Source organism: Psychrobacter aestuarii (assembly GCF_904846035.1).
In the GTDB taxonomy this organism is placed as follows: domain Bacteria; phylum Pseudomonadota; class Gammaproteobacteria; order Pseudomonadales; family Moraxellaceae; genus Psychrobacter; species Psychrobacter aestuarii.
On the sequence record NZ_CAJGYT010000001.1, the window covers coordinates 440,298 to 461,341 of the forward strand.

At 50.1% G+C, this 21,044-nt stretch carries 19 protein-coding genes; 4 read left to right on the forward strand and 15 right to left on the reverse strand.

Features of this window, described 5'->3' with window-relative positions; translation table 11 throughout:
- Positions 1-90: 90 nt before the first annotated feature.
- Positions 91-1,224, forward strand: coding sequence for a rod shape-determining protein RodA (gene rodA, locus JMW05_RS01685; protein ID WP_201503694.1), 1,134 nt, complete (start codon positions 91-93; stop codon positions 1,222-1,224).
- A gap of 532 nt (positions 1,225-1,756) precedes the next feature.
- On the forward strand, positions 1,757-2,368 hold the full coding sequence (locus tag JMW05_RS01690; protein WP_201503695.1) for a septal ring lytic transglycosylase RlpA family protein: 612 nt from the start codon (positions 1,757-1,759) through the stop codon (positions 2,366-2,368).
- Between the two features lie 147 nt (positions 2,369-2,515).
- On the opposite strand, the gene radA is transcribed toward JMW05_RS01690, so the two are convergent.
- The 13 genes from radA to surE form a co-directional block, all read right to left on the reverse strand.
- Positions 2,516-3,946 (reverse strand): DNA repair protein RadA, encoded by a 1,431-nt coding sequence (gene radA, locus JMW05_RS01695; protein ID WP_201503696.1) that lies wholly within the window; start codon positions 3,944-3,946, stop codon positions 2,516-2,518.
- Positions 3,947-4,129: 183 nt separating this feature from the next.
- Positions 4,130-4,879: an LPS export ABC transporter ATP-binding protein gene (lptB, locus tag JMW05_RS01700; protein ID WP_201503697.1), complete on the reverse strand. Its 750-nt coding sequence runs from the start codon at positions 4,877-4,879 to the stop codon at positions 4,130-4,132.
- Between the two features lie 104 nt (positions 4,880-4,983).
- Positions 4,984-5,466: a lipopolysaccharide transport periplasmic protein LptA gene (gene lptA / locus JMW05_RS01705; RefSeq protein WP_227691533.1), complete on the reverse strand. Its 483-nt coding sequence runs from the start codon at positions 5,464-5,466 to the stop codon at positions 4,984-4,986.
- Between the two features lie 105 nt (positions 5,467-5,571).
- Positions 5,572-6,144 (reverse strand): LPS export ABC transporter periplasmic protein LptC, encoded by a 573-nt coding sequence (gene lptC, locus JMW05_RS01710; protein ID WP_201503699.1) that lies wholly within the window; start codon positions 6,142-6,144, stop codon positions 5,572-5,574.
- Positions 6,141-6,689 carry a KdsC family phosphatase gene (locus tag JMW05_RS01715; protein ID WP_201503700.1) on the reverse strand — a complete coding sequence of 183 codons (549 nt, stop codon included), beginning with the start codon at positions 6,687-6,689 and terminating at the stop codon, positions 6,141-6,143. Before JMW05_RS01715 ends, lptC begins: the two co-directional genes overlap by 4 nt.
- 133 nt (positions 6,690-6,822) lie before the next feature.
- Positions 6,823-7,815 (reverse strand): KpsF/GutQ family sugar-phosphate isomerase, encoded by a 993-nt coding sequence (locus JMW05_RS01720; RefSeq protein ID WP_201503701.1) that lies wholly within the window; start codon positions 7,813-7,815, stop codon positions 6,823-6,825.
- Positions 7,816-8,062: 247 nt separating this feature from the next.
- The gene (gene hfq / locus JMW05_RS01725) at positions 8,063-8,593 is read right to left on the reverse strand and encodes an RNA chaperone Hfq (protein WP_201503702.1); all 531 of its coding nucleotides are present in this window, start codon (positions 8,591-8,593) and stop codon (positions 8,063-8,065) included.
- A gap of 331 nt (positions 8,594-8,924) precedes the next feature.
- Complete coding sequence (gene miaA, locus JMW05_RS01730) at positions 8,925-10,061, reverse strand: tRNA (adenosine(37)-N6)-dimethylallyltransferase MiaA (RefSeq protein WP_201503703.1); 1,137 nt, start codon at positions 10,059-10,061, stop codon at positions 8,925-8,927.
- Between the two features lie 88 nt (positions 10,062-10,149).
- On the reverse strand, positions 10,150-11,901 hold the full coding sequence (gene mutL / locus JMW05_RS01735; protein WP_201503704.1) for a DNA mismatch repair endonuclease MutL: 1,752 nt from the start codon (positions 11,899-11,901) through the stop codon (positions 10,150-10,152).
- 77 nt (positions 11,902-11,978) lie between these two features.
- Entirely contained in the window at positions 11,979-12,488 is a 510-nt protein-coding gene (gene tsaE, locus JMW05_RS01740; RefSeq protein ID WP_201503705.1) for a tRNA (adenosine(37)-N6)-threonylcarbamoyltransferase complex ATPase subunit type 1 TsaE, read from the reverse strand.
- On the reverse strand, positions 12,481-13,083 hold the full coding sequence (locus JMW05_RS01745; protein ID WP_201503706.1) for a 6-pyruvoyl trahydropterin synthase family protein: 603 nt from the start codon (positions 13,081-13,083) through the stop codon (positions 12,481-12,483). The genes tsaE and JMW05_RS01745 overlap by 8 nt, the downstream gene beginning before the upstream one ends.
- Positions 13,084-13,381: 298 nt before the next feature.
- Positions 13,382-14,155 (reverse strand): M23 family metallopeptidase, encoded by a 774-nt coding sequence (locus JMW05_RS01750; protein ID WP_201503707.1) that lies wholly within the window; start codon positions 14,153-14,155, stop codon positions 13,382-13,384.
- 97 nt (positions 14,156-14,252) lie between these two features.
- Positions 14,253-15,068, reverse strand: a complete 816-nt coding sequence (gene surE, locus JMW05_RS01755; RefSeq protein ID WP_227691394.1) for a 5'/3'-nucleotidase SurE — start codon at positions 15,066-15,068, stop codon at positions 14,253-14,255.
- A gap of 328 nt (positions 15,069-15,396) precedes the next feature.
- On the opposite strand from surE, the gene JMW05_RS01760 reads away from it, so the two are divergent.
- Both JMW05_RS01760 and JMW05_RS01765 read left to right on the forward strand, forming a co-directional pair.
- Positions 15,397-15,831, forward strand: a complete 435-nt coding sequence (locus JMW05_RS01760) for an MCR_0457 family protein (protein ID WP_201503708.1) — start codon at positions 15,397-15,399, stop codon at positions 15,829-15,831.
- 374 nt (positions 15,832-16,205) lie between these two features.
- Positions 16,206-17,387, forward strand: a complete 1,182-nt coding sequence (locus tag JMW05_RS01765; RefSeq protein WP_201505478.1) for a D-alanyl-D-alanine carboxypeptidase family protein — start codon at positions 16,206-16,208, stop codon at positions 17,385-17,387.
- A gap of 79 nt (positions 17,388-17,466) precedes the next feature.
- On the opposite strand, the gene JMW05_RS01770 is transcribed toward JMW05_RS01765, so the two are convergent.
- Both JMW05_RS01770 and der read right to left on the reverse strand, forming a co-directional pair.
- Positions 17,467-19,359 (reverse strand): sensor histidine kinase, encoded by a 1,893-nt coding sequence (locus JMW05_RS01770; protein WP_201503709.1) that lies wholly within the window; start codon positions 19,357-19,359, stop codon positions 17,467-17,469.
- 152 nt (positions 19,360-19,511) lie between these two features.
- The gene (gene der, locus JMW05_RS01775; protein ID WP_201503710.1) at positions 19,512-20,936 is read right to left on the reverse strand and encodes a ribosome biogenesis GTPase Der; all 1,425 of its coding nucleotides are present in this window, start codon (positions 20,934-20,936) and stop codon (positions 19,512-19,514) included.
- Between the last annotated feature and the right edge of the window lie 108 nt (positions 20,937-21,044).

Sequence of the window (21,044 nt, forward strand, 5' to 3'; positions counted from 1 at the left end):
TTTTGATTCAATAATACGATAATGCCTTGTTATACATGCTTTGGCGTTACTGCCGCTTTATTCACATAAGGCTTATCGGACTGTTTGTTTATGCGCTACCGCGACTTTTTTATTCCTGATAATGCACTGTTACCGCAGCAAACGCCTTGGCAGCGCTGGCACCTTGACCCGTGGTTGATTCTGCTTTTGTTGGCACTGTGTGTGCTGGGACTGACGGTGCTGTATAGCGCTTCTGCGCAAAACAGCGCGCTGGTACTGCGCCAAATGGTCAGTTACGGCATTGCCTTTATAGTGATGCTGATGATGGCGTGGATACCGCCCAGTGTTTATCGCGCATTAACGCCGCTGTTTTATGTGATGGGACTGGTGCTACTGGTCGCCGTTGCCGTCATCGGCGAGGTACGGATGGGCGCACAGCGCTGGATTCGTCTGCCAGGGTTTGGCAGCGTACAGCCATCGGAGTTTATGAAGCTGGGTATGCCCATGATGTGTGCGTGGTGGCTGTCCAAGCGTCCACAGCCTTTGTCTTGGGCGGCCATTATCGGCAGTCTTATGCTGATTGTGCTGCCAGCCGCATTAATCGCTAAGCAGCCCGATTTGGGCACGGCGCTCCTTGTGGCAGCAAGTGGGATGTTTGTGCTGTTCTTAGCAGGACTGTCGTGGTCGCTGATAGCGGGCGCGTTATTGCTGTCGATACCACTGGCCACGTTTGCGTGGTATTTTTTATTACACGAGTATCAGCATCAGCGCGTTTTGACGTTACTAAATCCTGATGCCGATGTGCAAGGCGCAGGCTGGAACATCATTCAGTCCAAAACGGCGATTGGCGCGGGTGGCGTTTTTGGCAAGGGCTATTTGGACGGTACCCAGTCGCATTTGGCATTTTTACCTGAAAGTCATACCGACTTTGTGATTGCGGCTTTTTCAGAAGAGTTTGGGTTGTTAGGCGTGCTGACGTTACTGCTGCTCTATGCAGGACTGTTGGCGCGGGCATTGTATATCGCCGCGCAGCATCCTGACAGCTATTGCCGATTGCTGGCAGGCGCGATTGCCATGTCTTTTTTCATTTATGTGTTTGTAAATATGGGCATGGTCAGTGGCATTTTGCCTGTCGTAGGTGTGCCCCTGCCTTTTATCAGTTATGGCGGTACGGCGGTCGTGACCTTGATGGCAGGGTTTGGCTTATTAATGTCCATCCATACCCACCCCAATTATCAAGAATAATCGCCCCTCTCCACCTATTTTTAACCTATTGATTTTATTACTATTATTCTTATGTAGTGTAGGTGTATGCAACGTACCTATTATTTTTAGCGCAAATATACGCGTTGGTATTAATCCTTGTTTTTTACAAAAATTTGCGGTACTCTCTTTTTACTGTGATTTAGATACACAACCAATACACAGCACCTAACAAAGTTAGCACACGCTTATATTTAAGTCGCAGCGTATCCGTATAGTGATTTTCAGAGTTGCAAAGGCACTACTTAATTAACGGATTTTAACAAAGCACACCTGAGCCCACTGTCGTTGTTGTACGCGGTGATTACTCAAAGTGACAATATGCGATGTTATTAAGCATATCCTCATACGTATGTGGTCTGCCTACTACATACCTATGACGAAACACTCATTTACCCATGCTGTATTGCACGGTGTCGGTCTGGCCAAAAACATAATGTATAGCGCCCCCGACAAGTCACTAAGTATTGATATCAGTGGCTGTGGTAATAAAGCATCTATAATAGAGGTATTTATGAATAAGCGTTTGTCTGGTTTACTGGCAATGTCAGTCTGTTTGTTCACAAGCACTGCGATGATCTCAAATGCTCAAGCAGTCGAAACAAAATCCATCTCGAGCTTATCTCAAGACAATTCTGCACATATTGATCGCGTTCTTAGCGAACTTACTCGTCAGCACGATGGCGCTTCAAGCCTCGTAAAATCAGCCCGCCAGCCCACTTCATTGGCACTTAACAGCTCACTGTTGGCACAAGACACCAGCACAGCGACCAATGATGAAGATGTGCTTGAGCGCTTAACTGCCGTTGCCTCAAACAGCGTCAGCAAATTTAAGCAAACAGGTCTTGCCTCTTGGTATGGTCGCAAATTCCACGGCCGCAAAACTGCCAGTGGCGATATCTTTGATATGAATGCCTTGACTGCGGCGCACCGCTCATTGCCACTGAACTGTTATGTAAAAGTGACCAATAAGAGCAATGGTAAGAGCGTGGTTGTTAAAGTCAATGACCGTGGTCCCTTCCATGGCAACCGAGTCCTTGACCTATCTTATGGCGCTGCCAAGCAACTGGGCATTACCAGTAAAGGTGTCGGCAACGTCTCTATTGAGCGTGTCTCTGGACCATAATTATAGCGTTCACCCTGTCATGTATAAAAAAGCCTGCTTCAATTGCAGGCTTTTTTATGTCTGTTGTTTATGTTCAGGCTATTGTGGCAACAGTGCCATCAAAAGCTTTAGCCGTGCATAACATCATAATAACCATCAAGCCTGTCTTTACAATTCAAACGCGCGGTGAATGGCGTCGTCCAAACGCTCGACCGCAATCACATTAATGCCCTTGAATGCCTTGCTATTGGCTGCAGGCGCATTGGCTTTGGGAATGATGGCATGTGTAAAGCCATGTTTCATTGCCTCTTTGAGACGCTCTTGTCCATTCGGCACAGGGCGAATCTCCCCCGATAGCCCCACTTCGCCAAATACCGCCAATGATGAGGGCAAGGGCTTTTCTTTAATACTGGACGCACAAGCGAGCAACACCGCCAAGTCTGAGCCTGTCTCCATGACTTTGACCCCGCCCACGACGTTGACATAGACATCTTGCCCACTGGTATGGATACCACCGTGCCGATGCATGACCGCAAGCAGCATCGATAAGCGCTGAAAATCCAAACCCAGCGCCATACGCCGTGGCTGCCCTTGTGAGTCGTCGACCAGCGCTTGCACCTCGACCAATAGCGGACGCGTGCCCTCGCGGCTGACCATGACGATTGAACCTGCCACAGGCTTGTCATAGCGACTCAAAAATATTGCTGATGGGTTGGCGACTTCTTTGAGTCCCAAATCAGTCATGCCAAAGATGCCCAGCTCATTGACCGCGCCAAAACGGTTTTTGACCGCGCGTATCATACGAAAACGTGAATCGGACTGTCCTTCAAAATATAAGACCGTATCTACCATGTGCTCAAGTACCCGTGGTCCTGCCAATGTGCCCTCTTTGGTCACGTGTCCCACCAAAAACAGCGCTGTCCCTGTTTGCTTGGCATAACGGGTCAAAATAGCAGCCGACTCACGGATTTGACTGACGCCGCCTGGTGCTGAGTTGATGGCATCGGTGTAGATGGTCTGGATAGAGTCGATGATAGCGATGGCAGGCTGCTCTTGGGTGAGTGCCGCGCAGATGGTCTCGACATTGGTCTCAGCAAGCACGCGTAAGCGGTCAGTCGGTAAGTCTAAGCGCTGGGCACGCATGGCGACCTGTGATAACGACTCTTCGCCTGTGACATATAAGGCGCTGCCTGCCAGTGAATCGGCACGCGCCATATTGGTAGCAGTTTGTAGCAAAATGGTCGATTTACCGATACCTGGGTCACCACCGATAAGTACCACCGAGCCTGCCACCAGTCCGCCACCCAATACCCGATCGAACTCGCCAATACCTGTGGGCAAACGCGCATCCAAGGTAACGCTCACTGCATTGAGTGGCATGACGGCACTTTGCGCGCCTGAATAGTTGGACGCGCCGCCTTTACTTGGTGCAGGACTGCGCGGACTGGCTGATTTGTTGGTTTTGTTATGATGCGGCATACTGACATTGGGCGCTTCGGTCAGGCTGTTCCATTCGCCACAGTCTGAGCATTGCCCAGACCATTTACCAAAGTGCGCGCCGCAGTTTTGACAGACGTAGCTGCTTTTACTTTTTGCCATAGATAAATGACCTGTGAATAGCGCATAAAGAAAATAGTATCAGTGTCGCAGATGACCGATGCCAAGACAACGCAAAAAAGCAAAGACACGTCATATACTGTCGTCTACAGTCATGACCCATCTTTGCCATATACAATATACTGATGTGATAAGTGGCTAAATTAGCCGAGCGATAATGCTTTATTAAACCTGAAAATCTTTACCCAGATAAACGTTTTTGACCAGCTCGTTTTCTAGAATGTCCTGCGGTGAGCCATCGGCGATAATCGCACCCTCAGACACGATGTAGGCTTTTTCGCAAATGGCAAGTGTTTCGCGTACATTGTGATCGGTAATCAATACGCCAATGCCGCGATTTTTTAAGGTTAAAATAACCTCTTTGATGTCACCTACGGAGATGGGATCCACACCTGCAAACGGCTCATCGAGCAAAATGAATTTAGGATTCGCCGCCAATGCGCGCGCAATCTCACAGCGACGGCGCTCACCGCCAGAGACGCTCATACCCAGCGAATGACGGACATGCTCCAGATGAAACTCGCCAATCAGCTTTTCTAGCTCAGCGCGCTGCTCGGCACGACTCAGCTCGCTGCGCGTCTCCAAAATCGCCAAGATATTGTCTTCGATAGACAGCTTGCGAAAGATAGAGGCCTCCTGCGGCAAGTAGCCGATACCTGCGCGCGCGCGTTCGTGCATGGCGTATTTGGATAGGTCCATGTCGCCGAGGCTGACCCGTCCTTTGTCCATATTCACCAAGCCGACCACCATATAAAAACTGGTGGTTTTGCCTGCGCCATTGGGACCCAGCAGACCGACCACTTGCCCTTGTGCGACAGAAAACGAGACGTCTTTGACCACCCAGCGTTTGCCATAGCGCTTGCCAAGGTGCTGCATCACCAGCTGTGTATCAGGGTTCGGGGTTACTGGATTCATAGCACTCTTATCTCATCTCGTATGTTGTACATCAATGTTTTACTTGCCGTGGGCAGCGTAGGCCGCGCATCACGCCTGCCTATGGTGGTCGGCGGCGCTTGCGATTAACGAACGCCTTGCTGATTGGCATTGCCACTTGGTGGGAACAACAGCTCAACGCGCTGACTGTTGCCTGCGGTTGCTTCCACATCGCCCGCTTTTAGGCTATAACGAATCACATTACCTGCAAAGCTTGCCCCATTTTGCGTCAGTTTGGCATTGCCTGTTAAGGTGATGATGCCTGTGACTGCATTGTATTCGATTTTATTGGCTTGCCCTTTCGCCAGCCCTTTTTCTTGGGTAATTACCTGCTGCATGGTGGCAGGTCGACCCGTAGCAACGGCAGAGTTGATACTGCGATTGGGCGATAGGTTCATCGTGATGTTATCTGCGGTCATCTTTAGCGTGCCTTGGGTAATGATGACATTGCCCGAGTAGCTGGTGACCCCTGTGCGCTCACTATAGGTGGCCTTGTCCGCCAACAGTTTGATGGGCTGATTGCCATCAGACGGCAAGGCATGGCTATAAAGTGGTAACGCCAACAGCATAACGGTAGAGGCTGTACGCAAATAACGTGCTAGCGAACGGGAGGATACAGACAAATCATCTTTCATAAACAAATACTCGCATCATAATAAAAATAGACCAGCTTATTAAAACAGCGCCTCATCTTTGCGCGCTGAGGGGTCAAAGCTGACGGCCACTTGCCCAAACTCATAATCACCCGTTGCCAAATCTGCCTGCATTGCTGCTGCTTCAAAACGGTTCATACCTTGCTCGACCTTGACAGGACGGTCGCTAATGACTTTTTTGGATTTGGTGTTGCCTGTCAAACGCTCCCCTGTCACTTTAATAGGGTTTTCGCTATCACTCTCACTCACTAAAGTAAAACCACCTGTCAGCTGTAGGTCACCAGTTTGCTGATTAATCGCCGCGCGTCCTGCTTCGATGCGGTAGCGCTGCGTCTCTGACGGCTCCCAATTCATGGTGATGCCTGACATCTCGTCTTGATTGGTCTCAGGGTTGTGCTTGAGCGCATCGGCGTTTAGCTCGTACTCAAGCTCCCCTTCCTCATTGGTCTGTACCGCTTTGATGTCCGCCGCTTCGTAATCCACTTCGGAGGTTTGGATTTTTACAGGGGGTGAGACCTCCCCTTGCTGATTAAAAAACCAAACGGCGATACCAGCGATGATTAAGGCGATAACAATTAAAATGCGGGTATTCACGACGGCGTGTCCTCAGTCGTATCTAAGGTATATTGAGCAATAAAGTCCTGATAGTGTCCATGACCTTTGAGTATCAAATCACAAATCTCACGCACCGCGCCGCAGCCACCTGCGCGCGTGGTCACCATGTGACTGCGATTGATGACCTCAGGATGCGCGTTCGGTACGGTTGGCGCAAAACCAACACTTTGCATGGCCTTAATGTCTGGCAAATCATCACCCATATAGGCGCATTCAGCAAGCGCGATATCTAGCTTGGCAAGCAGTTCAGTTAAGGCGACCAGTTTATCATCACGACCTTGTACCACATAGTCCACGCTTAGCTCTTGGGCGCGTTTTTCGACCATGGCGCTCTTGCGTCCTGTGATGATGGCGGTCTTGATGCCGTAACGTGCCAGCGACTTAACGCCCACGCCATCTTGTACCGAAAAGGCTTTGGTCTCAACGCCGTTTGCATCATAGATGATTTTGCCGTCAGACAAGATGCCGTCGACATCCATCACGAGCAGCTTGACCTGTCCTGCTTTTTTAATCAAATCTTGCATGGCGTACCTCTTATTATCGTTGTCGTGGTTGTTGTCATTCGTGTGGGCATGAATATAGGCATTGTCATGAGTCAGGTCGCGGTGCTGCCTGTTACCCCGCCCATTATCACACTGCCAATCGTTTTGCTTGCACTTATTTTACACCAGCTTGTAACAAGTCGTGCAGCGTAATCACCGCTTGCAAATGCCCATCATCGTCCATCACCAACAGCTGACTGATGCTGTTGGCATTCATAAGGCTGAGCGCATCGGATGCGCGCATGGTCTTATTCACATGGCGTGGCTGACGGCTCATCACATCGCGCATCGGGGTTTTTAAATCAATACCCTTTTCTAATACGCGGCGCAAATCTCCATCGGTAAAGATACCGACCACACGGTCTGAGTCGTCTTCGACCACCGTCATCCCCAGCCTGCCATTTGACATCACAAACAGCGCATCGTGCAACGGCGCATCCTCACGTACCCGCGGCAGCTGCTCTTGGCGCGAGTGCATCAAGTCCTCCACGCGTGTCAACAGCTGACGACCGAGTGCCCCAGCAGGGTGCGAGAGCGCAAAGTCCTCTGAGGTAAAGTTGCGCGCATGCACCAACGCTACGGCTAAGGCATCACCCAATGCTAAGGTGGCGGTGGTGCTTGAGGTCGGCGCAAGCTTGAGCGGGCACGCTTCTTCTGAATGTCCCAGCGTCAACGCAATGTCTGCCGCCGTTGGTAGCATACCGCGCTGATCGCGGCTGATGCTGATTAATGGAATGCCCAAGCGCTTAATCACAGGCAGCAGCATCTTAATCTCATCAGACTCGCCTGAATTGGAGATGGCAAGCAGCACATCGCCCGGTACGAGCATGCCAAGGTCACCATGACCCGCCTCTCCAGGATGCATAAAGAACGATGGCGTGCCCGTTGAGGCAAACGTCGCGGCAATCTTGCGTCCGACCAGTCCTGACTTGCCCATACCTGTCACCACAACCCGTCCTGCACAAGCCAATATGGCATCGCAGGCAGCGGCAAAACGCGCGTCTATTTGCTCGGTCAATAGCGTGAGTGCTGCTTTTTCGGTATTGATGGCGTCGATGGCGGTACGGATAAACTGCTCGTGACTGAGCGTTTGCTCGGATTGCTTCATGATAAAACCTGATCTATAAATAGGTAGAAGGTGTCTTTGGTTATATTACTATATTCCCTCGCATATTGATAATGGCGTACACATAAGATATCAAGCACGCCATCTGACAGCAGCATCAGAAAACTGAGGGTAACCGTAAATGTTCTGCCCCATCAGCACAGACTGACGCATACAAAAAAGACCCGCTAAATAGCAGGTCTGATTGTCTGTTACGGTATCAATAAATACGAGGTCAACAGCCGTACAATCAGTTGTCGTTGTTGTCGCTATCAGGGGCATTGTTGTCAAAATCGGTCGCGTCTGAATTGTCAAAACCGCGCTCTTGACCAAAGCCGCCACGCTCAAAACCGCGCTCTTGATTTTGACCAAAGCCGCCGCGCTCAAAGCCGCGCTCTTGGTTTTGACCAAAGCCGCCACGGTTAAAACCGCCACGATTTGACATAAAGTTGCGGTCATCAAAGCCGCCACCCATGTTGCCACCACGTTCAAAGCCGCCACCCATACCGCCGCCTTGATAGCCGCCAGCGCTGCCTTGTGACTGCATGCCGCCCGTCATTGAGCCTGTGCTGCCGCGTGGGTTGCGTGCAGGTACGACCGTTGAGATGGCATGCTTGTATACCATTTGGCTGACCGTGTTTTTGAGGAGTACCACGTACTGGTCAAACGACTCAATCTGCCCTTGCAGCTTGATGCCATTCACCAAAAAAATAGAAACAGGAATGCGGTCTTTACGTAGCGAGTTCAAAAACGGATCTTGTAAGGTTTGTCCTTTTGACATGAATTCTCTCCTAAGTATATATTTATATTATAAAAGTATGTGCAGTTATGATGACAGGCGGACATAGAATGTCGATATTATGTCTAAATAAGCGCCCTGTCTTATTACTTTATTGTACTTTGTGATCATTATTATCGACAGATAATACCGTCAGTTCGCGTACTTTCCACACCATAATAACAACATTATGGTAATAAACATCAGATAATTCGTGTCAACGGTCGCATCTTTGTATTATAACAGCGGCTATCATGACAATTTGCAACTTCTTGTCAGTGATTGTTTACCCGATAGTATCGATATGATGACCTTGTTTGCAGCGCCTATGCCGTTATCGGCGACGCAAATAATCAGCAGCTTCGGACATTTGGGTGACTGTCATAACAGCAGTGTTACTGTGCACAAAACCTTCTTGCCCGCCACTTGGCAGTTGACCGATTTTACGCAGCCAAGTGTATTGCCGCTTTGCAAGCTGTCTTGTGGCATATAATGCCTTATTTTGCATCTGATAACAAGCAAGCGCCTGCGCCTCAGTGCTTAGCGTATCAACGCTTTCGCTGTTTTTTTGGAACAAAGTCGACTCTTTATCTGTAATGATATTTGCCTCATCTGTTTGCAAAAACGCCTCATAAAACTGCGCTTTATCCAAGTGCGCAGCATCAAATATAGGGTGTCTGATAGCGACCAAATACTCAAGCACCTGTCGATAGCCAACGCAGCGCATGGCCGCCATATTCGGGGTCAATGAATAATTGTTCAATAACGTAAGCACCTCATCAACCAAGCCTTCTTGCCACATGATGTCCAATCGCTGTGCAATACGCTGATGCAGCCATGCTCTATCAGGCATGACCGCAATGTTGTGCCATACCTGCTCAGGATTGTCTGCTATGCGCTGCTTGGGCGTGCGCTGCCATTCGCTCAGCGGCACTTGTGTCTGTAAATGCACTTCGACAGCGCGGGTGATGCGCTGGGTATCGCTGTCGTTAAGACGCTGATGCGTCGTAGGGTCAACGCGCTCTAGATAAGCGTACAGTGCGCCGATGCCTTCAGCCTGTCGCCACGCATCAACGCGCGCGCGTACCTCAGCATCACTGTCAGGCACGGCGGACAGCCCATCGAGCAGCGCCATGTAATACATCATCGTACCGCCGACCAGTAGCGGAATTTTTTGAGCAGCATGCGCTTGGTCAATCAAAGCTCGAACATCGCTGACGAACTGCGCGACGCTATAGGTCTCGGTGGGGTCAATAATGTCTACCAAGTGATGTGGGTAGCGCTGTAGCTCAGCGGTCGTTGGCTTGGCAGTACCGATATTCATATCGCGATAGATTAAGGCAGAATCTACCGATATCAGCTCAAAGCGCCCTGTATCATACAGCTCGTAGGCCAGTGCTGTCTTGCCGCTGGCGGTCGGTGCCATCAAACACACCACACTGTTGTCAGATAAGGTATCGGCTGGGTGCATAGGTCTGCCTTGTCTATTATAAGATGAAAATAAACGCGCCGAAGGGCACGCTTTTGAGTCATGGATTTGCCATTTCGCTGACGCAGCGCTATTGCGCCGCATCACACGCCGCTGTTTGCTGCAGCATCACGCCTGCCAGCTCAGCGAGACTGAGTACAGCGTTACTGTGCGCCTTAATGTGCTGCCACAATGTCGCGTAGGCTGCCTCTTGCGCGGGCAGCTGGGCAATGGCAGCTTGTATCTGCTGCTCTATGGTATCGACCTGCCATGCATTATGCGCCGTATGGGCATTACCGCCGTCGCCCAGCGCTTCAATATCGGTCGATACGTCACTCATAGACTGCCAGACATCAAGCGATAGCAAACAGCATTCATCCTTTGACACCAATAGCAATAACGGTGTGTCGCACTCAGCAGATGCTGGCATCTCAGGCAACGCATCAATGACGCTAAGACAACGAATGGGAGGCACTGCGCCGTGATGCTGATTTAGATAAGTGGATGCGCGCGTTGGTAGGTTTTGCTGTACAGTCGTTTGCGCGGTTGGTGTGGTCTTATCAAGATATGCGCCTGCCTTATCCGTCTGCGTGCCCGTTTGATACGCGGCTTTCGGCGCTTGCACATTGCTGTGCGACTGCAGATACATCGGCGTGCGCACTGCATGGTCAGTCGATGCGTTGGCAGCGCATGCTTTCTTATCTATATTATCTGTAATATCCATATTGTGCAATTGTGCCGATTTTGGCTGCCCAGATGTTGACGTCGATACGGTCGCTATGGGCAAGGCACTGCGAACTGCATGGCTTAAATGCGCCAAAATATTGCTGATAGAGCCTATTTTGATACGTTGTTTGCTCGGATGCACGTTCAGGTTTAGCCAATGTACGGGCAACTGAAAATACAGCGCGTAGCCTGTCGCTTGCGGTGTCAACTGGCGCAACTGATTGCTGATAATCGGCTCTTTGACCAAACGACCATTGATATAAATCAGCTTTGGTGCAGGCATATTGCTGTCAGCATCCAAAAACAGCCAACCGTCGATACGGGCGCTCGCATCCCCCACCTGCCCTTGGGTAGATGTGGGCGCAGCTGCAACCAACAGGCTGGACAAATCCACATGCAAAGGCAGGGCGCTGGCACTCAATGACAGACCAAGCGCTTGCTCAAGGCGCGATAGCGGCGGATGATTCGTATCACTCGCGCTATCTTGTTGCGCTGCCAGTGACAGACGTTTTTTGTGGTCGTGAGTCAGCTGAATGCGGATGTCTGCACGCGCAAGCGCAACCTCACGCACCATGGCTTCGATATGGGCAAATTCAGTAGCCACTGATTTTAGATTGCCGCGCCGTGCAGGCACATTAAAATACAAGTCTTTGATGGTGACGGTCGTACCGCGCTCGTGTACCACAGGCGTCAGCGCTGGCGTATCTGCCAACACACCCGCCACTTGTATCTGTCGACCCACCCCATCATCGGTATGACTACTGATCAGCTGTAAGCGTGACACCGCAGCAATCGCCGCCAACGCCTCACCCCGAAAGCCCAACGTACGAATGCCTTGAAGCGTACCAATGTCTGCCACCTTACTGGTCGCATGCCGAGTAATCGCCATCACCATATCATCAGGATGGATGCCATGACCATTGTCACTGATTTGAATCATACCCATACCACCTTGGGTAATATGGATGTTGATATCTGTCGCTTCGGCATCAATCGCATTTTCTAGCAGCTCTTTGACCACGGCAGCAGGTCGCGTGACCACCTCGCCCGCTGCCAGCTGATTGATCAGTAGCGGCGAGAGTTTTTTGATGCGGGTGGTGGCGGACTCATCAGTCATGACATAAGGCTCGGTAACGGCTATAAAAAAATAATGATAAAAGAACAGCGATAAGACAAATCAAAAACGGCACAATGTTAAGACAAGCGCATACCCTCTGCTACCGCCTCTTTAGAGAGCACTAAAGTCACACTGCGGCTGCCGTCGTCCTGTTGCACCATACGAACGGTGAGTATAGGCGGCGGCAGATAACCCTCGGCACGGCTCGCCCATTCAATCAATATCAATGCCCCAGCCTCATCAAGATAATCATCAAAGCCAATAAATGACAGCTCCTCTGGGTCTTGTAAGCGGTATAAGTCGGCATGATAGACCGCGCGGCGCTGACCAGCATGCGTTATGTCATACGGCTCAACCAACGTATACGTGGGGCTTTTGACCGCGCCAGTATGCCCAAGCGCCCGTAACCAATAGCGGGTCAAGGTGGTCTTGCCTGCCCCCAAATCGCCCGATAGCCAGACACTGCCTGTCAGCGGCAACGCCGCCAACTGCTGCGCAAGCAAGGCGGTGTCGGCTTCTGAGTGCAAAACGTATTGCCAAGAGACAGTGCCCGCTTCATCTTCGGTGTGACGGATTGCTTTAAGCATTAGGGGTCACCTGCAAGGTTACCTCAGGGTTGATAAAGCGCTCGCCGCGGGTCAGCTTGTCATACATTTCAGAGTCGTGCCATTCTGCACGCACTTGCGGGCTAAACTCAAAGTCTGATAAAGCCAACGCGCCCATTTGTGCATTGTGTACATCTTCAGAAAAACACTGCGCGTAGCCTGTGGCCGTTTCATGCGCAATCACGGAGTACACGCTGACATCGGCTTCGCCATTTTGCATCTGTGTTTGCGCCAATATTTGCTCCGCCCAGAAAAAAATCACACGTGAAAACTGCTCGGCAGAGGGCGATACTGGCAGCGCAATCCAGCGGGCGCTGAATTTTTTGCACGCGTCAATATATTCTGGGTCGTCATCTTGCCAAAAACAGATGGCATGATCAAAGCTGTCAATCATGTCTTTAATCGACGATTTAAGCAGACCAAAATCATACACCATCTGACCATGGTCAAGACGCTGGGCTTCTAAAATCAGCTCAATCTGGTAGCTGTGCCCGTGAATAGAGCGCTTGCAGCGATCTGAGCTACAGTTACGCACGATGTGGGCATTTTCAAATTTAAACAGTTTACGAATACGCATATCAATCAACCAAAACCGTGACTACCACGGTATCCTTATTATCTTATCGTACGTGACCCTGACTGCCATCGTCAGTGGCGCATCAGCACTATAGTATAGCAAACCTGTCTCTATCCGTAAGCCTGTATCCATCAACTGCCCTGACACGTCATCTCGCGTGCGCGCGATGCGCCCGTTTTAATTATAAAAAATTGAGCACAAAAAACAAAAAGGACGCGACCTGTTGGTCTGTCCTTTTTGCGGATACCTCGGGCTTGTGCATGAGGAAGTTTAGCCGCCCATCACATGCTTGGTGCGATTAGCGCCCAAGTACGGTACGTGGGTCAATGGGGCTGCCACCCAGGCGCACTTGGAACTCAAGGGCGACTTGATTGGTCTGTCCTGTGCTGCCCATGCTGGCGATACGTTGCCCGCGTTGCACCGCATCCCCTTCTTTAACCAACAATTCGCTGTTGTGCGCGTAGGCGGTGATGTAGTCATTGCTGTGGCGAATCATGATAAGGTTGCCATACTCTTGTAGACCATTGCCTGCATACATAACTGTACCTGACTGGCTGGCATATACAGGGTCGCCACTTTGTCCTGCAAACCACATGCCCAAGTTGTTGCTTTGGGCATCAAAGTTACGAATGACTTGATTGCGCGAGGGATAGTCGTAGCCTGTCGCGGTGTTGCTGGGCGCATTATAGTCAGGGGTACTGCTGGCAGGTGGCGTGCTGGTCGCAGGTGCTGGCGTATAGCGCGGTGTGTTTTGTGCTTGCTGCGCACCACGGTCGTTGCCTTGCCACAGCTTGAGCATCTGCCCGCTATAGATGGTGTATTTGCTGTCTAGATTGTTCAATGCGCCGATTTGACGGTAGCTAAGATTGTAGCGTGACGCGATTTGGCTTACGGTATCGCCGCGCTTGACCTGATAGTAATTTGGCACCCCTTGCGCATTGGTAATGATGGTCGGGCCTGACATGTTCTGAGTCTGGTACGTCGGTTTGGTGGCACAGCCTGCCAGCGCAAGTAGCGCCGCACAAGTGGCACTGACAGCAGCAATTTTGGCAGCAGAGTTGAGTCGATTCATACTAGCATTCCTATCTTTAATGCAATTAACAAATATCAAAGCGGGCGGGTCGGCAATTATTATGCCACACACGCCTGCAACGCGCTTATGTGACCCGCTATAGGCTCAATGCGGCAAAAGCGCGGGTGGCTTCGGTTGAGGTGTGGTGCAATCTGACGGTAGAGAGGCTGATGTAACCTGCCGCAACGGCGTCATAGTCGCTCATTATCGCTGTATCCGCATCAGCGTCCGCCATCGCTTGCGGAGCGTCTGCCGTTGATTTGCGTAGAGACAACCAATAAGCATCACGGCCACGAGGGTCGGTGATGGTGTGTACAGGACGCAAAATCTCACGATGACCAAGGCGCGTCATACGAACGCCTTGTATCTGCGCTTGTGTCGCCACATTGGGCACATTGATATTGAGCACATGATACGGCAATCCTTTGAGCGTCGCCAACAGTTCTTGATTGCTGACCAAGCGGGCGATGTTCTCGGCAGCGAGCGCGTAGTTGCCATTTGGGTCTTGACCCGTACTATCAATCGCCGTACCGACCAACGAGGTGGCGATGGCAGGCACGCCAAACAGCTGCGCGGTCAGCGCCGCACCAAAGGTGCCTGAATACATGACATCTTGACCCATATTAGCGCCAGAGTTGATGCCCGTTATCACGCAATCAAACGTCGTGTCTTTATACAGTTCATGCAATGCCAAATACACACAGTCGGCGGGGGTACCATTGACCGCGACAAATCCTGATGCCAAGCGGTGCGTGTATAACGGCGCTGAGATGTGCAGCGCACTGGCACTACCACTTTGCTCGGTATCGGGAGCGACCACCACCACCTCGCCCAAGCGGGAGAGCGCCTCATACAGCGCCAGCAGTCCAGGCGCTTGCACCCCATCATCATTACTGATTAAAAATCTCATCATCGCGCAATCATCACTATAAAACGGGTATGGATACAGAGGTTATCTGTGTTGGCTGTCATCATTTTGGTTTTGATTATAGACCAATACGCCCATACCTTAAACCAAGCGCCGCGATGGCGCAACTGCCGACACACAGATACAAATCCTGCACAAGCTGCCAGCTTCGTATGAGGTGCGCGTAACCTTAGTACATTTATGCGCTTTATGTTGCTGGCGTGCAAAATTCAATCACAAGACCTCTACACAGAGGCCGATATTTTGTGTGACATTTAATTTCATTCCCATTACCATAACCGTATTAAATCATGTAAAGCGAGTGTGATACCGAATGACCAATCAATCGATATTATCTGTTGTTTCTGTTACCAAAAAAGCCTTAGCCAAAGTCGGTGTGGCAGGCGCAGTTTCTGCGCTGGCGATGCTGTCGCAAACCTCTAATGCTGCCAGCAACAACGCCACGACCATCCCACTAGACATGTCAGGGATGAACATTACCAAGCACGAAATTGCAGTGATGCAAGTGTTGTCTGAAATTTGTCCGTCTATGTTAAGCGGCAATCAAAAGCAGCGCTTTTATAAATCTTATAACACCCAACTGCACGAGCTGATGCCGACGCTTGAAGACCCCAAAGCCGCCATTCAGTATTTGTCAACGCAGCAAGACTATCGTCAGATTTTGCAAAGCATTCGCAGCTGGACGATGAGTTTTTCTAAGCAAGACAACAAAGCCTTGTGTGTTGACTTGGCGAACGCAGAGGTTTGATCGGTACGACTTCCCTATCAGACCCATCACACGCGCTTAATGGACTGATATGTTATTTGCTCTCATGATTTTTATATTGTATTAAGCGGTGTGTTTTTCTTAGCCATTTCGGTTTGTGCGTCTTTGATTTATTAACACCAACGTATAATGACAGACCCCACTCTTATCTTTTTGTTTGCGCCCATTGCCCTATCAGGCTGTGGGCGTTTTCTTGTGCCGATTCATTTGTATTTTGTGTAACGCTGGGCTAAGCTGATAGTCAAGCACAGCTCAGTACTTGTTGTAGAAACTGGGCAATTTGGCTGTGTGATGATTTTTATCGATGACTCTTTTGTTTTGACAATAAGCGCGGCGCTATGACCTTACTTGCTTGGATGGCTTCTTTTCGTTCTGCGTGCCTGCCGCGTTGGGCACTGCTTGTGGCGGTTGGCGTCAGCAGCACTTTGTCAGCACAAGCAGTGATAACGCCCCCTGATATCGATGCCAGCGCTTATGTGCTGATGGATTACAACACTGGTGAAATATTGGCACAAAAAAATGCCAATACGCCGCTGCCACCTGCTTCACTAACCAAAATGATGACCAGCTATCTGATTGAGCAACGTCTGAATGACAACACCTTGCGTGAGAATGACGCGGTGCTGATGAGTGAGCGCGCGTGGTGCCGTGGCAGCAGCAGCCAGTCCTGTATGTATGTGCCTGTCAATGAGACAGCGAGCGTCATCGATATGCTGCGCGGTATCATCATCCAATCAGGCAATGATGCCTCAAAAGCCATGGCCGAGCATCTTGCAGGTGATGAAGCCTCGTTTGCTGATTTGATGAATGAAGAAGCCAACAAGCTTGGCATGACCCAAAGCCATTTTGTCAATGCCACAGGCATGCCAGAGACAGGACATGTCGCCTCGGCACGTGACTTGGCCATCCTTGCCCGCGCTATCATAAAAAACAGCGGCGACTACTACCCGCTCTATGCTGAGCCGAGCTTTACCTATAACGGCATCACCCAAGGCAATCGCAATGCGCTCTTGCTGACTGATAGCAGTGTCGATGGTCTTAAAACAGGGCACACCAGTGCCGCAGGCTATTGCTTGGCGGCCTCCAGCAAACGCGAGCAGATGCGCCTGATTTCTGTGATTTTGGGCAGTAAAAGCGCGCAAAGCCGAGCAGATGACTCACGTGCTTTATTGAATTGGGGCTTTGGGCATTTTGTGACGGAAATAAAAGCCAGCAAAGGGCAAGCGGTGACCGAAATACCCGTCCGTTATGGGACAGCCGAACAAGTCGCTATCGTGACCAACGATACCTTGCAGGTCTTGACCACCAAAGCCGCCGCAGAGCGCATCACCACAGTACTTGAAGTGCCTGAGCATATCGAGGCGCCTATTGCATTGGGGCAACCTATCGGGCGACTGGTCGCGGTTATGGACGGTCAAGCTGTAGCGGCTGTGCCTGTGGTCGCAAGTGCGGCAGTGACCAAGACAGGCTGGTTCAGTACCTTGTGGCAACGCTTAGGCTATTGGCTAAAAGCCAAGCTACAAAGCAATGATGCTTAGCAATCGCTTAAGTTCATATTTTCGTTCTACGCTACTAAGCAATCTACAGCATCAAAACTCTAGCGCCAAAAACGCAGCGCTATAACCAGCCCAGCCATTTTTGTAGTAAAGTATAGAGCATCTCGCTACTCTCTGTTGACGCGTGGCAATAGTCGATGCCTTCTGACTTTAGCTCATGCTCGATATCGTTAAACGTCTGAAACTTGTATTCAGGATACCAATAAATCAGTAGCGGACGGTGATGCCGCTCTTGGTCGCGGATATGATGGGTAATATGAATGGCTCTGTCGGGCAGCACGTCCTCTGCAATCATCACCACATCGGCGTCCGTGGTTATCGACAGCGCCTGTTGCTGCTGAATCATGTCCACCTGCGCGCCCAAACGCTGTAGCACCTCGACCATAGCCACACTGTCCGTGCTTTCGTAGTAGTAGTGAATACTCAGCCCTGCAAAGCACTGCTGCATATGCACTGGCTGATAGGTGTTGCGTAGCGGCATCACGACCTTAAACTTACTACCCGCGCCAAGCTGACTTTTTACGTCAATTGATGCGCCCAGCAAGTGCAGGATTTGCTTAATCACAGGCAAGCCCACTCCCGCGCCTTCATGTTCACGTGTGTGCGTGGGGTCTACCTGAAAAAAGGGCGTAAAAATATCGTCCAGATACTTCTCTTCAATACCTATCCCCGTATCGGCAACCGTGACCTGCCAGCGAATGGTCTGGTCAAAATGCTTTAATTCTGATTCAACAACAATCTCGCCTGCATGGGTAAATTTCAGCGCATTCTCAAGTAAAGTACCCAAAACTTGCTTGATTTTTTCGACATCGCCTTCTAAGGCATAATCCACATGATGCACTTTGCTGATCAGCTCAAGCTGTTTTTGCTTCGCCTGCGGCTCAAACTCAGCAAAAATATCAGCAAGCAGCTGTAGCGGATTAAAAGTCGTCAAACGCACACTCACCTGCCCGCGCTCGATTTTATTGAGCTGAATAATCTGCTCAAGCGTACTGTCAAGATGCTGACTGCCTTTACGAACCATATTCAAAATGTCTTTTTGCTCGGTATTGAGATACTGCGGATTGAGCAGTTGCAGGCCGCCTGAGATGGCGTTGAGTGAGGTTTTTAGCTCGTGGGTAATCATGCTTTGAAAATTGTGCCGCTGCACATCAAGGGACAAGTCTTTATTACGCAGCTTTTCTTCCAAATCGGCAAAGTCTTCAATCTTTTTTTCTGCCGTTTGTAAGCGGTTAAACAGGTTAATAAACGCGCGGCGAATCTGCCGCAAGTCATCAAACTCCATGTTTTGCTGAATCACGGGCAGCTGCTTTAGTTCAGGGTTGTCGTTGACCACCTCACAGACACTTGCCAGCTCCGCGATGTTTCTTGTTGGCCAATTTAACTGCCGTATTACCAGCCAAATGAGCGCAACGCCAATCGCCATCAAGCCAAGCCACAGCAGCAAGTCATAACGTATCCAGTTGTAGCGCATCTGCTCTACATCTAAGGTGACATTGATATAGCCCTTAAGACGGGTTTCGCTCTCATCCGACAGCGCATTTTGTGTCTCTGCCAGCGCGTTATTGGTACTTAAGTCGCCTGCCGTCACCGCACGGTTAAAGCTGACATTGTGCGCGAACAAGGCCGTCGACCAATCGTTTCGACGCGGCATGCTTTCGCTGTCTTCAAAGGTGGTAACGGGGTAATCGGTAGAATAAAAAACAATGCTTTGGATATTGCTGTCATCTTCTAACAAGCGGCTGACCTGCTGAGCGACAATCTCAGCGCCATTCTCAGCCGCCGCACTGACCGCCAGCATTTCCGCCAATTCTTCAACATAAATACGTTTTTGTTGATAGTGATACACGCAGCCATAGACGATAGAAAACAAGGTGACTACGAGTGATGTCACCACCATAATACGGATGATTGTTTGCTGAATAAACGTGGATACGGTCTTATGTGTACGCATGCTGATTAATCATGTTAGAACGCCTGCATACTATAGTACATGATAAATACCGTGGCGGGTATCACCACATAATCTAATGATGCAGGTATTTTTGCTGAGATAAAACGACATAAGGCGTGATAAACACGCCTTATATTTGAATAGATACTGCTTTACTTGCGCTTTTTGGTCGGCTTTTTGCCGTCCTTTTTGTCTTGTACCCATTTGCGTTGACGCAGTTGTTGGTTTTTTGCCTTTACAGGCGTGTCATTGCGATTGGCATACGGGTTTTCATTCAATTTAAAGACCACGTTTAGCGGCGTGCCTTCAAGTTTAAATACCCCTCGGAACTGGTTTTCCAGATAGCGCTGATAGCTCTTTGGTAGTGAGCCTGTCTGGTTGCCATGAATCACAATCACGGGTGGATTGTGCCCGCCGATGTGCGCGTAACGCAGCTTGATACGGCGCCCTGCAACCGCAGGTGGCGGATTGGCGGTGACCGCGTCTTGCAAAATTTGCGTCAGACGACTGGTTGAGACGTTAAACATCGATGAGTCGTACGCGCGGCGAATCGATGGATATAGGTTGCCCACGCCTGTGCCATGCAAGGCTGAAATCAGATGTATTTTTACAAATGGAATAAAGCTAAAGCGGCGATCCATCTCAATCTTAATAAAATCTTTTTGGTCTTGGGTGAGACCATCCCATTTATTAATGGCAACAACCAGCGCGCGTCCTTTATTGAGCGCATAACCAATCATGTGCAAATCTTGATCAACGATGCCTTCTTGCGCGTCAATCACGATGACAGTGACGTTTGAGTCTTCGATGGCTTGCAAGGTCTTGATGACTGAGAATTTTTCAACTTTTTCATTAATACGTCCACGGCGGCGCACGCCTGCGGTATCAATCAATACATAATGCTTGCCATCGCGCTCATAAGGGATGTAAATACTGTCGCGAGTCGTGCCTGGCATGTCATAGACCACGACACGCTCTTCGCCGAGCAGACGGTTTACTAGGGTCGATTTACCCACGTTCGGACGACCAATAATCGCAAGTTTTAGACCATCTGGCTCTTCGATTGGGCTTTGGTCTGGCATATCTGCGGTGATGTCTTCAAGCAGATTGCCCAAACCGCGACCGTGGCTTGCCGCCATCGGGTACGGCTCACCCAAACCCAGCGCATAAAACTCTGCGGGCGCAGCATCATGCACGCCATCTATTTTGTTGGCAACCAGATAAACGGGTTTACCCAAGGTATGCAAAAATTTGCCAATCTCTTCATCTGCACCAATCAAACCTGAGCGCGCATCGGTCACAAACACAATGATGTCCGCTTCATGAATGGCGGTGTGCGACTGCTCGGACATATAGTCATCAATATTGCCACTGCCATCGTCCGCTTCACCGATGCCGCCTGTATCCACAACGATAAACGACTTGCCTTCATACTCGGCATCACCGTATTGACGGTCGCGCGTCAGACCCGACATGTCTGCCACCAAGGCCTGACGGCTTTTGGTGAACTGGTTAAATAAAGTGGATTTACCAACATTTGGACGACCAATTAAGGCAACCACGGGTTTGATACTCATGTGATACTCTCAGTGACAAACGATAATGACAGCAGGTACGCTGCTTTGAATGGATAAATAAAAATAAACCTGCGCCTATAATAACAGACCAGAAGTGGCTACAGTATC